This is a genomic window from Streptomyces tropicalis (assembly GCF_029269835.1).
Lineage (GTDB): Bacteria > Actinomycetota > Actinomycetes > Streptomycetales > Streptomycetaceae > Streptomyces > Streptomyces tropicalis.
On record NZ_JARJBB010000032.1, the window covers coordinates 1 to 14,040 of the forward strand.

The 14,040-nt window shown below is 74.2% G+C and carries 16 protein-coding genes; 9 read left to right on the forward strand and 7 right to left on the reverse strand.

Features of this window, described 5'->3' with window-relative positions; translation table 11 throughout:
* Together P3H78_RS30490 and P3H78_RS30495 are read right to left on the reverse strand one after the other, a co-directional pair.
* A partial coding sequence (locus P3H78_RS30490; RefSeq protein ID WP_276112417.1) for a maltotransferase domain-containing protein occupies window positions 1–607 on the reverse strand: 607 nt, incomplete at its 3' end.
* 79 nt (window positions 608–686) lie between these two features.
* Window positions 687–989: a DUF5133 domain-containing protein gene (locus tag P3H78_RS30495; protein ID WP_276112418.1), complete on the reverse strand. Its 303-nt coding sequence runs from the start codon at window positions 987–989 to the stop codon at window positions 687–689.
* Window positions 990–1,307: 318 nt separating this feature from the next.
* On the opposite strand from P3H78_RS30495, the gene P3H78_RS30500 reads away from it, so the two are divergent.
* Both P3H78_RS30500 and glgX read left to right on the forward strand, forming a co-directional pair.
* A complete protein-coding gene (locus P3H78_RS30500; protein WP_276112419.1) occupies window positions 1,308–1,820 on the forward strand; it encodes a pep a2 in 513 nt (170 codons plus the stop codon).
* Window positions 1,817–3,997: a glycogen debranching protein GlgX gene (gene glgX / locus P3H78_RS30505; RefSeq protein ID WP_276112420.1), complete on the forward strand. Its 2,181-nt coding sequence runs from the start codon at window positions 1,817–1,819 to the stop codon at window positions 3,995–3,997. Before P3H78_RS30500 ends, glgX begins: the two co-directional genes overlap by 4 nt.
* A 210-nt stretch (window positions 3,998–4,207) precedes the next feature.
* Here the strand turns inward: glgX and P3H78_RS30510 are convergent, their stop codons facing one another.
* Window positions 4,208–5,182, reverse strand: coding sequence for an RNA polymerase sigma-70 factor (locus P3H78_RS30510; protein WP_276112421.1), 975 nt, complete (start codon window positions 5,180–5,182; stop codon window positions 4,208–4,210).
* A gap of 138 nt (window positions 5,183–5,320) precedes the next feature.
* Here P3H78_RS30510 and P3H78_RS30515 point away from each other — a divergent pair, with 138 nt between their 5' ends.
* On the forward strand, window positions 5,321–5,806 hold the full coding sequence (locus tag P3H78_RS30515) for a carboxymuconolactone decarboxylase family protein (protein WP_276112422.1): 486 nt from the start codon (window positions 5,321–5,323) through the stop codon (window positions 5,804–5,806).
* Between the two features lie 10 nt (window positions 5,807–5,816).
* Here the strand turns inward: P3H78_RS30515 and P3H78_RS30520 are convergent, their stop codons facing one another.
* The gene (locus P3H78_RS30520) at window positions 5,817–6,620 is read right to left on the reverse strand and encodes a VOC family protein (RefSeq protein ID WP_276112423.1); all 804 of its coding nucleotides are present in this window, start codon (window positions 6,618–6,620) and stop codon (window positions 5,817–5,819) included.
* 144 nt (window positions 6,621–6,764) lie between these two features.
* Window positions 6,765–7,556 (reverse strand): SigB/SigF/SigG family RNA polymerase sigma factor, encoded by a 792-nt coding sequence (locus P3H78_RS30525; protein ID WP_276112424.1) that lies wholly within the window; start codon window positions 7,554–7,556, stop codon window positions 6,765–6,767.
* Between the two features lie 426 nt (window positions 7,557–7,982).
* Here P3H78_RS30525 and P3H78_RS30530 point away from each other — a divergent pair, with 426 nt between their 5' ends.
* The 4 genes from P3H78_RS30530 (at window position 7,983) to P3H78_RS30545 (ending at window position 10,946) form a co-directional block, all read left to right on the forward strand.
* Window positions 7,983–8,438 (forward strand): MarR family winged helix-turn-helix transcriptional regulator, encoded by a 456-nt coding sequence (locus tag P3H78_RS30530; protein WP_276112425.1) that lies wholly within the window; start codon window positions 7,983–7,985, stop codon window positions 8,436–8,438.
* Window positions 8,435–9,316, forward strand: a complete 882-nt coding sequence (locus P3H78_RS30535) for an ABC transporter ATP-binding protein (RefSeq protein WP_276112426.1) — start codon at window positions 8,435–8,437, stop codon at window positions 9,314–9,316. Before P3H78_RS30530 ends, P3H78_RS30535 begins: the two co-directional genes overlap by 4 nt.
* Window positions 9,276–10,136, forward strand: a complete 861-nt coding sequence (locus P3H78_RS30540) for an ABC transporter permease (protein WP_276112427.1) — start codon at window positions 9,276–9,278, stop codon at window positions 10,134–10,136. The genes P3H78_RS30535 and P3H78_RS30540 overlap by 41 nt, the downstream gene beginning before the upstream one ends.
* A 279-nt stretch (window positions 10,137–10,415) precedes the next feature.
* The gene (locus tag P3H78_RS30545) at window positions 10,416–10,946 is read left to right on the forward strand and encodes a hypothetical protein (protein ID WP_276112428.1); all 531 of its coding nucleotides are present in this window, start codon (window positions 10,416–10,418) and stop codon (window positions 10,944–10,946) included.
* Between the two features lie 27 nt (window positions 10,947–10,973).
* On the opposite strand, the gene hemC is transcribed toward P3H78_RS30545, so the two are convergent.
* Entirely contained in the window at window positions 10,974–11,909 is a 936-nt protein-coding gene (gene hemC / locus P3H78_RS30550; RefSeq protein WP_276112429.1) for a hydroxymethylbilane synthase, read from the reverse strand.
* A gap of 55 nt (window positions 11,910–11,964) precedes the next feature.
* Window positions 11,965–12,951 (reverse strand): ATP-dependent DNA ligase, encoded by a 987-nt coding sequence (locus P3H78_RS30555; RefSeq protein ID WP_438828072.1) that lies wholly within the window; start codon window positions 12,949–12,951, stop codon window positions 11,965–11,967.
* A 215-nt stretch (window positions 12,952–13,166) separates the two neighbouring features.
* Here P3H78_RS30555 and P3H78_RS30560 point away from each other — a divergent pair, with 215 nt between their 5' ends.
* Both P3H78_RS30560 and P3H78_RS30565 read left to right on the forward strand, forming a co-directional pair.
* Window positions 13,167–13,547, forward strand: a complete 381-nt coding sequence (locus P3H78_RS30560; protein WP_276112431.1) for a DoxX-related protein — start codon at window positions 13,167–13,169, stop codon at window positions 13,545–13,547.
* Window positions 13,544–14,011: a peroxiredoxin gene (locus P3H78_RS30565; protein ID WP_276112432.1), complete on the forward strand. Its 468-nt coding sequence runs from the start codon at window positions 13,544–13,546 to the stop codon at window positions 14,009–14,011. The genes P3H78_RS30560 and P3H78_RS30565 overlap by 4 nt, the downstream gene beginning before the upstream one ends.
* Window positions 14,012–14,040 lie beyond the last annotated feature (29 nt).

Sequence of the window (14,040 nt, forward strand, 5' to 3'; positions counted from 1 at the left end):
AGGCGCCGTACAGGGCGCGTTCGCGTTCGACGAGCAGGGGGTGCGGGTCGCTCGCGGTGACCAGTTCCCGCAGGGGGTGGCGGGCCAGGACCGCGCTCACCTCCGGCGTCAGCCCCGCAGCCAGCCGCGTCATCACCGGCAGCGTGTCGTCGTGCATGACCCGCGCGGCGGAGAGCAGCGTGTCCCGCCCGGGCGCGTCCGCGACGCCGTCCGCGGCCCGGACGAGCAGCGCGGCGCCCTCCTCCAGGACCAGCCCGGTCTCGATGCCTGCGGGGACCTTGACCCCGGCGTGATGCCGCCAGGTGGCGACCGGGTCGCTCCAGGCCTCCACGCGGTAGGTCCACGCGCCCGTCGTCCCGGGCGTCACCTCCGCGCCCCAGCGGTCGGTGCCGGGGGCCAGCTCGCGCATCGGGGTCCACGGGCCCTCGCGGCCCTCCGGGTCCGTCAGCACCACGTTGGCGGCGACGGCGTCATGGCCCTCGCGGAAGACGGTGGCGGTGACCCGGAACGTCTCGCCCGCGACGGCCTTGGCCGGGCGCCTGCCGCACTCGACGGCCGGTTGGACGTCCCGCACCGGGATGCGGCCGATGACCGGGGACGAACTCATGGGTGTCACCTCCACCGTGCTCGAGGCCGGGCTCGCGCCCGGCCGGGGATGTCGTCGTGAAGTCGGCGGGGCGGAAGCCCTACCGTCCGGCGGGTGAGCGCCGGTTCCCGGCCTTCGGCCGGGTGCGGCGGCCGACCGCCGCCACGTGCGGCCGGCCGCTCTGCTCGCCCAGGTACGTCACGAGGCTGGTCCGCAGATAGCGTTCCGCCGCGTCCGCGGCCTCCCGCGCGCAGCGCTTCCCCATCAGCACGCACAAGGTGTAGCCGGAGTCCTCGAAGGTGGTCCGCACCGTGCGGTCGTCGGGCGATGCGAGCATCGCCCGCTCCCACGCCCGGTAGCGCCGCAGGTGCCGGGCGACTTCGGCTTTGGCGGGTAGCAGCATGGCGCCGTTCACCTTTCGGAGATCTCGGAGGGCACGTCTCCCGACGACCGGGGCGGTGTCCGCGCACGCGGAGGCGCGCGGTCCCGTTTACGGCGCTCGAGACTTTCACTCATGGTGCAGGTTCAACGACACAGCGTCCTGTTGGATCTTCAACCAGCCCTCCGGACACGCCGCCGAGCTGCTCGTGTTGCACGAATGGCGTAGCGACCGCACTGTGGATCTGACTCAGAGGCGACATGTGCTCACGCTCCGCACCCGGAGCAGGTCCGCACCGGCGGGCAGGGAGCGCGGGCCTCTGCCGGTGAGGAGCCAACGACAATGAAGACCGCAGTGCCCTGCTACTACCACCTCGACGTGGAAGTCAGTCCGGAACGGGTCGGACAGGTCAGGCGCATCCTGGCCGCTCACCTCCGGCTCTGGTACCTGGACGAACTCGTCGAACCCGTCTGCGGGGGAGCCGAGTTGCTGCTCAAGGCCATCGACGAGCACGCGACCGACAAGGACACGTCCGTCGAGATGTGGTGGACCGGACAGCATCTGATCACCGCGATCGGGGAGAACAACCACGACCTGCGCCCCGACCAGGACCTGCGCGGCTGCCTGACCCGCATCGCGGCGACCAGCGACGGCTGGGGCTGCTGCGCCACCGCGACCGGCAGCAAGGTCATCTGGTTCTCCCAGCGGGCCCGCTCCGGCGTGCGCGTGCCGCTGGTCCCCAAGGCCCCCGATCCGAGCCTGCGCGAGGGGCTGAGGGCGCCGCGCGCGCTGCCCGTCGCCGCCCTCGCCGCCCCGGCGCCCGCCCCGGACGGCGTGCTGGAGGCGGCCCGGTGACGCCGCGTCCCCGACGCAAGGGGGTGCCCGTGTGGAGCGGGCACCCCTACCCGCTCGGCGCCTCCCACGACGGCGAGGGCACCAACTTCGCACTGTTCAGCGAGGTCGCCGAGGCCGTCGAGCTGGTCCTCGTCGACGACGACGGCGGCAACCGCACCGTCCCGCTGACCGAGGCCGACGGCTTCGTGTGGCACGGCCACCTGCCCGGCGTCGGCCCGGGCCAGCGCTACGGCTACCGGGTGCACGGCCCGTGGCACCCGCAGGCGGGCCACCGCTGCAATCCGCGCAAGCTCCTCCTGGACCCCTACGCGCGTGCCGTCGACGGCCGCACGGACGACCACCCCTCGCTGTACGAGCGCGCCGCCCAGGGCCCCGACCCGGCCGACAGCGCCGGGCACACCCTCCTCGGCGTGGTCACCGACCCGGCCTTCGACTGGGGCGACGACCGGCCGCCCCGGCACGCGTACTCCGAGTCCGTGATCTACGAGGCGCACGTGCGCGGGCTCACCCGTGCCCACCCGGAGGTGCCGCCCGAACTGCGGGGCACCTACGCCGGGCTGGCCCACCCGGCGGTCCTCGACCACCTCACCTCCCTCGGGGTGACCGCCGTGGAGCTGATGCCGGTGCACCAGTTCGTGCACGACGGCGTCCTCCAGGGGCGGGGCCTCGCCAACTACTGGGGCTACAACACGATCGGCTTCTTCGCACCGCACGGCGGCTACGCCGCCCACGGCACCCGCGGCCGGCAGGTCACCGAGTTCAAGTCGATGGTCAAGGCGCTCCACGCGGCCGGTCTCGAAGTGATCCTCGACGTGGTCTACAACCACACCGCCGAAGGCAGCGAGAAGGGCCCGACGCTGTCCTTCCGGGGCATCGACAACGCGTCGTACTACCGCCTCGTCGACGGCGACTGGGCGCACTACTACGACACCACCGGCACCGGCAACAGCCTGCTGATGCGGCATCCCTACGTGCTGCAGCTGATCATGGACTCGCTGCGGTACTGGGTCACCGAGATGCACGTCGACGGCTTCCGCTTCGACCTCGCGGCCACCCTCGCCCGGCAGTTCCACGAGGTGGACCGGCTGTCGGCGTTCTTCGACCTGATCCAGCAGGACCCCGTGATCAGCAGGGTCAAGCTGATCGCGGAGCCCTGGGACGTGGGCGAGGGCGGCTACCAGGTCGGCAACTTCCCCCCGCTGTGGTCGGAATGGAACGGACTCTACCGCGACACCGTCCGGGACTTCTGGCGCGGCGAGGACCGCACGCTCGGCGACCTCGCCTCCCGGCTGACCGGCTCCGCGGACCTGTACGCGCACCACCGGCGCCGCCCGCGCGCCAGCGTCAACTTCGTGACCGCGCACGACGGTTTCACCCTGCGCGACCTGGTGTCGTACAACGACAAGCACAACGAGGCCAACGGCGAGGACAACCGGGACGGCGAGAGCGTCAACCGGTCCTGGAACTGCGGCGTCGAGGGCGGGACGGACGACCCGGCCGTCCTGGACCTGCGCGCCCGCCAGCAGCGCAACCTCCTCGCCACGCTGCTGCTGTCGCAGGGCATCCCGATGCTGTGCCACGGCGACGAACTCGGCCGCACCCAGGGCGGGAACAACAACGCCTACTGCCAGGACAACGAGGTCTCCTGGATCGACTGGGCGCTCACCGGCGAGCAGCGGGCCCTGAGGGACTTCACCCGGGACGTCATCGCGCTGCGCGCCGCCCACCCCGTGCTGCGCCGCCGGCGCTTCTTCCGCGGCGAGACCGCCGTCCGGGACGACCGGCCGCTGCCGGACCTGGTGTGGCTGCGGCCGGACGGGCGGGAGATGGCCGAGGACGACTGGCGGCGCGCCGACGCGCACTCGGTGACCATGTTCCTCAACGGCGACGCGATCGCCGAACCGGACCCGCAGGGCCGGCCCGTCGTCGACGACTCCTTCCTGGTGCTGCTCAACGGCTTCTGGGAACCGGTGGACTTCCGCCTCCCCGGTGCCGCCTACGGCGAGCGCTGGACGACGCTGGTCGACACCGCGGAACCCCAGGGCGCGCCGGACGAGGCGGAGCACAAGCCGGGCGGGCACCTGCGGCTCGAGGCACGCAGCCTGGTCGTCCTGACCCGGCCCCCGCGCCCTGCCGGCCCCCGGCGCCGGAAGCAGCCCCGGCCCCGCGCGGCCTGACGGGCCACCGCCGTGCGCCCGGAATCCCGGGCGGCGGGCCGGGGCCTCCGGCCGGCCGCGGATCTCCGGCCCGGCAGGGCCCCGCGCGGCCTCCGGGCGTGCGCGCCGGCGGGACCCCGGACCGGGACATGGGGCCGTCGCGGCTCAGGACCGGCCGCACCGGGGCCCGGTGCGCACGGGCCCCAGGGGGGTGCCGCGCCCCGCCCCGGCTCAGCGGCGCAGCGGCGTCGCCTCGTCCATGTGCGAGAGCTTCTCGGGGTTGCGCACGGCGTAGAGCCCGGTGACGAGTCCGTCGTCGATGCGGACCGCCATGACCGTGTCGACCGTGCCGTCGAGCCGGACCACCAGCGCCGGCCAGCCGTTGACCTCTGCGGGCCGCAGCGACGACGGGGCGATCCGGCCGAGACCGGCGGCCAGCAGCCGCGCCACCTTGTCGGCCCCGAGGACGGGGCGCGGCACGGCCTGCCGGAGCCCGCCGCCGTCACCCAGAAGGACCACGTCCGGCGCGAGGACGTCGAGCAGTCCCTGCAGATCGCCCGTCCCGGCCGCCCGCCGGAACGCCTCGAGCGCCCTCCGGGTCTCCGCCGGGGACGCGGCACCGCGCGGGCGGCGGGCCGCGACGTGCCCCCGTGCCCGGTGGGCGATCTGGCGGACCGCGGCCGGGCTCCTGCCGACGGCCCCGGCGATCTCGTCGTACCCGACGTCGAAGACCTCGCGCAGCACGAACACCGCCCGCTCCGTCGGCGTGAGCGTCTCCAGCACCAGGAGCATCGCCATCGAGACGCTCTCGGCCAGCTCGACGTCGTCGGCCACGTCCGGGGTGGTCAGCAGCGGCTCGGGAAGCCAGGGACCGACGTAGGACTCCCGGCGGCGGCCGAGGGTGCGCAGCCGGCCCAGCGCCTGGCGCGTCGTGATCCGGACCAGGTAGGCCCGCGGGTCGCGCACGGACGCGCCATCCACGCCCGCCCACCGCAGCCACGTCTCCTGGAGGACGTCCTCCGCGTCGGCCGCCGAACCGAGCATCTCGTAGGCGACGGTGAACAGCAGGTTGCGGTGGGTGACGAAGGCCTCGGTGGCGGGGTCCGCGGCTCCGGGACCCGGTGCCCGCCCGGCCGTGCCCCCGCCGTGGCCGCCCGGCCCGTCGGTCACCGGCTGCTTCCGCCCGTTCGCTGTCGTCTCTCCCATGACCTCAGGACGCCGGCCGCCGCCGCGACGTGACACCTCCGGGCGGTGACGTACGTCACACCTCGCCCCTGTCACACGCGGCCCGGTGCCCGCATCTCGTGGTCGGCACTGCACACACCCACGAGTGAGGACGACGCCATGGACACCCGATTCGACCTGTTCGGCAACGAGACCGCCGCCCGCTTCGCCCAGCGGTTCGCCAACGCCTCGCTGGTCATCCACCAGTCGCCGCTGCCCCGGTCCACGCAGGAGCTGGTCTCGCTGCGCGTCAGCCAGATCAACGGCTGCGGCTGGTGCGTCGACCTGCACACCAAGGAGGCCGCGGCCGCCGGGGAGACCGCCGTGCGGCTGCACCTGGTCGCCGCCTGGCGCGAGTCCACCGTGTTCACGCAGGCCGAGCGGGCCGCGCTGGCGCTCGCCGAGGAGGGCACCCGGCTCGCCGACGCCCACCGGGGCGTCAGCGACGAGACCTGGGCGCAGGTGCGCGAGCACTACGACGACGACCGGATCGCCGCGCTGGTCTCCCTGGTCGCCGTGATCAACGCGGCCAACCGGCTCGCCGTGATCGTGCACCAGCGCGGAGGCTCCTACGAGGCCGGGATGTTCGCCGCCGCACTGGACTGACCCGCGGCGATCACGCCTCGCGGCGGGAGGTCACCGTGAACTGCGCCCCGTCGGGATCGCGCAGGACGGCCTCGGTGGCCCCCTCCCGCAGGACGCTGCCGCCGTGCTTCTCGGCGGCCCGGACGCAGGCGGCCACGTCGGCCACCCGGAAGTGGACCTGCCAGTGCGGCCGGATCGTCGGGTCGGGCGCCGCCTCCAGCGCCCCCGACTCGATGCGGGCCACGATCTCCCCGTGGCTGCGCAGCACCACCTCGTTGGCCTCGTAGCGGACCTCGCAGCAGCCGGGGTGCGCCGAGGCCCAGTCCAGGACCTCGCCGTAGAAGATGGCGGCGTCGAACGCGTCGCGGGTGTGCAGCCGGATGAACGCCGGCGCGGCCTTGCGCCACGTCTCCCAGTCGGTGAACAGCTCGCCCTCCCAGATCCCGAAGGTCGCGCCGTCCCGGTCCGCGAGCAGGGCGGCGCGCCCGGGCGGGAAGGAGAGCGGGCCGACCGCGGCCGTGCCGCCGCGCTCCTGCACCCGGGCCACCGCGTCGTCGGCGCTCGGCACGGCGAAGTAGGGCGTCCAGGCGACCGTCATCTGCCACATCGACGCCACCGCCGCTATCCCGGCCACCGGAGCCCCCTCCGCCAGCGCGATACGGAACCGGTCGCCGAGTTTGGCCGGCCGCCACTCCCAGCCCAGGACGGCACTGTAGAAGTCCTCCGTGGTCCCCAGGTCGCGGCTGGTGAGGCTGACCCAGCAGGGCGCGCCGCACACCGAGTGGGTGGAGACGACGTCCGTCGCACGGCTGGAGGGTGTCGAGTCGTGGTTCATGGCACGTCCTGTCTCGTCGACCGGCGGACCCGCCGGTCTTCCACCAGTGTCCGGCCCGCCCCCGCGGAGCGCCTGCCGAGTACCCGGCGGGCACACGGGAAACCGCGCCGGAGGCGGTTCGCCCCGGCGGGAGGCGCGGGCCGCTCAGCCGGCCTCGGCCAGCAGCTCCTCGCGCAGCTGGGCGAAGCAGCCGCTCAGCAGCCGGGAGACGTGCATCTGCGAGATGCCGAGCTGCTGGGCGATGCGGCTCTGTGTCATGCCCCGGAAGAAACGCAGGTAGAGGATGTAGCGCTCGCGCTCGGGGAGCGCCTGCAGGCACGGCCTGACGGCAACCCGGTCCACCACGAGGTCGTAGCGCGGGTCGGACTCGCCCAGGCCGTCACCGAGCGCGTAGCCCTCGGTGCCGCGGACCTCCGCCTCCAGTGACAGCGCGGCGAAGCAGTCCAGGGCCTCCATGCCGGTGCGGACGTCGCCGACGCTCAGCTGCGCGTGCTCGGCGATCTCGGAGACCGTCGGGGCGCGGCCCGGCGTCGTCTGGGCCAGCTCCTTGACCGCCTTGCGGACCCGGTTGCGCAGGTCCTGGACCCGGCGCGGCACGTGCAGCGTCCACATGTGGTCGCGGAAGTGGCGCTTGATCTCACCGGTGATCGTGGGCACGGCGTACGCCTCGAAGGCGTAGCCGCGGGCCGGGTCGTAGTGGTCGACGGCCTTGACCAGCCCGAGGGCGGCCACCTGGTAGAGGTCCTCCAGGGATTCCCCGCGGCCGCGGAAGCGGACCGCTATGCGCTCCGCCATGGGCAGCCACAGCCGGACCAGCTCGTCGCGGAGGGTCTTGCGTTCCGCGCCGGCGGGCAGCCGCGCGAGCCGCTCGAAAGCGGCGGCGGTGTCGGGGGCGTCGTCGTGCGGATGGGCCTTCGGCTTGCCGGTCGTACGCATGGACTGCGCCTCCCTGAGCCGTGCTGGATGCGCGGACGCCATGGGTGGCGCGGAGGGGCCCGGCCGGACGGGCATCGGGGTGCCGCGCCGGCTCCCACGGATGTGCCTCCTGTCCGAAGCACTGATGAATCAGATTCCCTATGTCGCCGAATTCGAAACGGATTGACGAATTGCTGACGTGCGGTGACGGTATGCGACGGAGGTGCGGCTCCATGAAATTCCGGCGGGCGGGGAATGCTGTGCGAAAAATGCTGCGCATTCAATGACCGACGTGAAAAGTTGAATAGGTCGATCGGAATTCCGTGGGCGGTCCGGGCCGCGCCGGCCGCACCCCGGGCGTGGGTGCGCCCCTTGCCGGGGGCGGCCGTCCCGGTTTGACCGTTCCTGGGGTGGAGGTACCTCGTAAGCAGAGGTAATCTCCCTGGTGTGGAGCAGGAGGCGTGTCCCGAAGAGCTGGCCGACGCCCTCGTCGGCGTCCAGCGGCTGATCCGGCGCCGGCTGCGCGCCGGGCTCGCCGGGCCGCGGTTGCGCGGCGCCGAGGTGGAGCTGCTGCGCCTGGTCGAGGCGCGGGCCGGCATCGGTGTCTCGGAGGCCGCCAGGGAGCTGTACCTGGCGGGCAACTCCGTCTCGACGCTGGTCAACAAGCTCGTGCGGGACGGCTACCTGATCCGGGAGACCGACCCCGCCGACCGCCGGGCCGCACGCCTGCTCCTGACCGACGCCGCCCGGACCCGGCTGCGGGACTGGCAGGAGCGGCGCGCCGCCCTCGTCCGGCGCCATGTGGAGCGGCTGGACGAGGCGGACCGGGCCGCCCTGCGCGCGGCGACCCCCGCCCTGCGCCGGCTCGCCGAGACCCTGCACGAGGAGGCCGAGACGCCATGACCGAGGACCCAGCCGACCGGACGGCCGGGGACGCGGCCGCCGGGCCCGCCGACGCCGTCACCTGCGCCGGACTCGTCCACACCTTCGGTGAGACCCGCGCCGTGGACGGACTGGAGCTGTCGGTGCGGCCGGGCGAGGTGTTCGGGCTGCTCGGCCCCAACGGGGCCGGGAAGACCACCGCGATCCGCTGCATCACCACGCTCCTGCCCGTGCCCGCCGGCACCGTCCGCGTCTTCGGCCGCGACGCCGCACAGGAGCGGATGGCCGTCCGGCGGCTGCTCGGCTACGTGCCCCAGCAGCTGTCCGCCGACGCCGCCCTGACCGGCCGGGAGAACGTCACCCTGTTCGCCCGCGTGTTCGACGTCCCGCGCCGGGAGCGCGCCGCCCGGGTCGCCCAGGCGCTGGCCGCGGTCGATCTGACGGAGGCCGCCGACCGGCTGGCGAACACCTACTCCGGCGGCATGGTCCGCCGGCTGGAGCTGGCGCAGGCCCTGGTCAGCGCGCCGCGCCTGCTGATCCTCGACGAACCGACGATCGGCCTGGACCCGATCGCCCGCACCGGGGTGTGGGACCACATCAACGCCGTCCGCGCCGCGACCGGCATGACGGTCCTGGTCACCACGCACTACATGGACGAGGCCGACCAGTACTGCGACCGCGTCGGCCTCATGCACCGCGGCCGCATCCGGGCCCTCGGCACCCCGGCCGAACTCCGGCAGGGGCTCGGCGAGCGGCGCCGCGCCGAGGGCACGGGCGGGGACGCGCTGCCCACCCTGGAGGACGTGTTCCGTGCTGTGGCCGGCAGCGGCCTCGACGAGAGTTCAGGAGACTTCCGCGATGTCCGAAGCACCCGTCGCACCGCCCACCGCGTCGGCTGATCCGGCCCGCGAGCGGGGCATCGGCCTGCTGGTGCAGCCGCCGCAGCCCCGCGCGGGCTGGCGGGTGCTGCCCGCCCGGGTCGTCGCCATGTGCGCGGTGGAGCTGCAGAAGCTGCGCCACGACCGCACCGAGCTGTACACCCGCGCGGTGCAGCCGGCCCTCTGGCTGCTGATCTTCGGTCAGACCTTCACCCGGATCCACGCGATCCCCACCGGAGGGATCCCCTACATCGACTTCATGGCCCCGGGCATCATCGCCCAGTCCGCCATGTTCATCGCGATCTTCTACGGCATCCAGATCATCTGGGAGCGCGACGCCGGCGTCCTGAACAAGCTGCTGGTGACCCCGACGCCGCGCTCGGCCCTCATCACCGGCAAGGCCTTCGCTGCCGGGGTCAAGTCCCTGATCCAGGCCGTCGTCGTGATCGCCATCGCCGCCGTGCTCGGGGTCGCGCTGACCTGGAACCCGCTGCGCCTGCTCGGCGTCGGCGCGGCCGTGGTCCTCGGCTCCGCGTTCTTCTCCTGCCTGTCCATGACCATCGCCGGCGTGGTCCTCAGCCGGGACCGGCTGATGGGCATCGGACAGGCCATCACCATGCCGCTGTTCTTCGGCTCCAACGCCCTCTACCCCGTGGCCGTGATGCCCGGCTGGCTCCAGGCGGTCAGCAGGGCCAACCCGCTCAGCTACCAGGTCGACGCCCTGCGCGGCCTGTTGCTGGGCACGCCCGCCCATCTGGCCGCGGACTTCGGCGTGCTGCTGGTCGCCGCGGCCGCCGGGATCGCCGCGGCCTCCTCCCTGCTCGGCCGGCTCGCCCGCTGACCCGTCCGCATCCGCCGGGCGGGACCGCCGGAGCGGGATCCCGGCACCGCCGGCGGGGAAGTCCGGAACCGGTCGGGCGGCCCGCCCGCCACGCCGCGCGACGTGATGTGCGGCACGCCTGTGACGGCCGCCACGAAGGCCCGGGGACGGATTCCCGCTGCGCACGGCTTGATCAACGATCAGCGGGGGTGAATTCCCTGGCCACAGTGCATTCCGCCCATTTGACAGTGCACTCGGCGCACAGATAGGAAGCAGCTTCTGGAAGTCGAAAGGTGCATTGTGTACGAGCCGAACGTGGTCGGGGACTGGCAGGAGTACCACGAGCATGCCGGTCTGCGGGTCCGCGTCCACCGCCTGGAGCGGGCCGAGCCGCCGCGCGGCCGGGACGACGCCGCCGAGGGCCTGACGTACTTCCGCCTCCGGGTCACCGTGGAGAACCGCGGCGCCCGGCACTACGGCATCCATCTCGAGGACGGCCAGATCGACGTCCGGATCGGCACCGACGGCGAGGGCGCCTTCGTCGACTGGCGCAACTCCCAGTTCATCGAGGGCTTCGACGTCCACCCGCTGCGCCGGGCCACCGCCGTGCTCTACGCCGCGGGCCCCGAGGCCGCCCTCTCCCAGGTCGACGTCCAGATCCAGCTGCGCGTCGAGGAGGAGTGGGCCGACCGGCGGCTGTGGACCGGCGCCGCCGGCCCCGACGACGAGTCCCCCGGCACCGGCGCGCCCGCCGCCGGCGGCGCGGCCGGGCTGGTGCACCAGGTGAGCAACTTCCTGCGCGACCAGTCCGGGCCGGGCACCGCCGGCTGACGGCGGGCCCGCGCCGGGCCGGTCGGGTCAGTGCGCGATCCCGTCGATGATCTCGCGCGCGCCCTGCCGCAGCAGAGCCACCGCGACCGAGGTGCCCAGCGTGGCCGCGTCCAGGCGGCCCGCCCACTCGTGCGCGTTCAGCCGTGTCTTGCCGTCCGGCGTGAACACACAGGCCCGCAGCGAGAGTTCACCCGCCCGGTCCACCTGCGCGTACCCGGCGATGGGGCTGTTGCAGTGCCCCTGCAGGACGTGCAGGAACATGCGCTCCGCACTCGCCGCACGGTAGGTGTCGCGGTCGCCCAGCGCGGAGACCGCCTCGATCAGCTCGCCGTCGCCCTCCCGGCACTGCAGGGCCAGGACGCCCGCGCCGATCGGCGGCATCATCACCTCCGTGGACAGCACCTCGCTGATCACGTCCTGCCGCCCGATGCGCTCCAGGCCGGCCGCCGCGAGCAGCAGCGCGTCCGCCTCGCCCGCCGCCAGCTTCTCCAGCCGCCGGTTCGCGTTGCCGCGGAACGGCACGCACGTCAGATGCGGGTGCGTCGCGGCCAGTTGGGCGACCCGCCGCACGGAGGACGTGCCGATCCGGGTGCCCGCCGGCAGCTCGTCGAGGTTGAGCCCGCCCGGGTGCACGAGCGCGTCGCGGACGTCGTCCCGCTTCAGGAAGGCGGCGAAGACGGTGCCGGCCGGCAGCGGCCGGTCGGCGGGCACGTCCTTGAGGCAGTGCACGGCGAGGTCCGCCTCGCCGGCCAGCAGCGCCGCATCGACCTCCTTGGTGAAGGCGCCCTTGCCCTCCACCTTCGACAGATCGCCCAGCCACTTGTCGCCGGTGGTCCGCACCGGCACCACCTCGGTGCGCACACCGGGATGCAGCGCGGTCAACTCGGCGCGGACACGCTCTACTTGGGCAAGGGCCATCGGGGAGTCGCGGGAGACGACACGGATCAGTTCCGGGACGGACATGCGGGACACAATAGACCGTCACCGGGGCCGCCCGGTGCCGTATGCCGATGCACCGTCAGGAGGCGTCCTGCGGGGGCGGGTCCGTCACCGCCGCGTCCTCCGGGGTGAGGTCCGGCCGCAGCCGCAGCCAGGACGGCTGGCGGAGCAGTCCGGCGCGGGTGCGGCCGCTGTGGCGGACCTCGCCGACCAGCCGCGGCACCACCCAGTGCGCCCCGGGAGCCGCGGGGACGGGGTCGAACGGGCAGCTGTCCGAGGCGAGGTCCCGCAGCAGTGCGGCGAGCCGCGTCCGCTCGGCCTCGCTCCAGCCGGTACCCACGCTCCCGACGCAGTGCAGCAGCCCCGCCGCCCGCCGGCCGACCAGGACCGCCCCCGGCAGCCCCGTCAGCCTCCCCCGGCCGGGCAGCCAGCCGCCCACGACGACGTCCTCGCTGCGCACGTTGCGGATCTTGATCCAGGATCGGGAGCGGACACCGGGCTCGTACACCGAGTCCAGCCGCTTGCAGACCAGGCCCTCCAGGCCGTGCTCCCGGGTGGCCGCGAGCGCCTCGGCGCCGTGCCCGACGAGCGCCGCGGGCGTGGACCAGTACGGGCCCCGGAGCCCGAGCCCCTCCAGACGGGCGCGCCGCCGCGTGTACGCCAGTGGCACGAGGGACCGGCCCCCCAGGTGCATCACGTCGAACAGCACGAGATGGACGGGTACCTGCGCGGCCCGGCGCGCCGCGCGGGCCGGGGAGTGGGCCAGGCCCATCCGGCTCTGGAGCAGCTGGAAGTCCGCCCGTCCCTGCGCGTCCAGGGCCAGGACCTCCCCGTCCAGGACCGCCGGGACGGAACCGAGCGCGCCGCCCAGGGCCTGCAGCTCGGGGTAGGCGGCGGTGATGTCCTCGCCGGAGCGGGCCCGCAGCACCAGGCCGCCGTCCCCGGCCAGGTAGGCCACCGCGCGCTGGCCGTCCTGCTTGGTCTCGTACGCCCAGCGCGCGTCCTGCGCGGCGGGCGGCAGCCTGCCGGGTGTGGCGAGCATGGGCGCGATCCGGGGGAGGGGCACGGCTGAGATGTCGACGGCGCGGCGGCCGGTCACGCCCACCGCGGCGGACATTCCCCCGAACGGGCCGACCGGAGGGGCGCGCGGCCCCGGGGCACCACGCGGGGACCAAGGGGACCGCGGGGACCGTGGGACACACGGCCCGGCCGGGAGGGCTCGTGGGACACCTGGTTCTACCGTCGAGTAATATGGCGCGGCAGGTCTTCAGAGGAGGAACCGTGCCCCGGTCCGCACGCTCACCGCTGCTGCTCGCCGGCCTGCTGGCCGTCGCGGGCGCCGCGCACTTCGCCAGGCCCCGCTCGTTCGACCCCCTCGTGCCGCGCGTCCTGCCCGGCCCGCCCCGGGGCTGGACGTACGCCGGCGGTGCCGCCGAGCTGGCCCTCGCGGCCGGTGTGGCCCTTCCCCGCACCCGGCGCGCCTCCGCGCGGGCCGCGGCGGCCTTCTTCGTGGGAGTCCTCCCGGGAAACGTGCAGATGGCCGTGGACTGGCGCCACCGCCCCGCGTGGCAGCGCGCCGCCGCCGTCGGACGGCTGCCGCTCCAGCTGCCGCTCGTCCTGTGGGCACGCGGGGTCGCCCGGAACGCGCAGGGCCGGTCGTGAGCGCCCGGGTGCAGGCCGGCGACACGGTCGGGGACTTCTCCCTGCCCGACGAGACCGGAACCGTGCGGTCCCTCTCGGAGCTGCTGGCCGAGGGGCCGGTGGTGCTCTTCTTCTACCCCGCGGCCCTGACACCGGGCTGCACCGCGGAGGCCTGCCACTTCCGCGACCTCGCGTCCGAGTTCGCCGCCGTCGGCGCGCGCCCCGTCGGCATCAGCGGCGACCCCGTCGACCGGCAGCACGAGTTCTCCGGCCGCCACGGCCTCGGGATGCCCCTGCTGTCCGACTCCGACGGCACGGTCCGCGAGCGGTTCGGCGTCCGGCGCGGCTTCTCGCTCGCGCCCAGCAAGCGGGTCACGTTCGTGATCGGCCGGGACCGCACGGTCCTGGAGGTCGTCCGCAGCGAGCTGCGCATGAACACCCACGCCGACCGTGCACTGGCCGCGCTGCGGGCCCTCCGGGACTGAAGCCGCCGCCGGTCCGCCGCCCCGAGCGG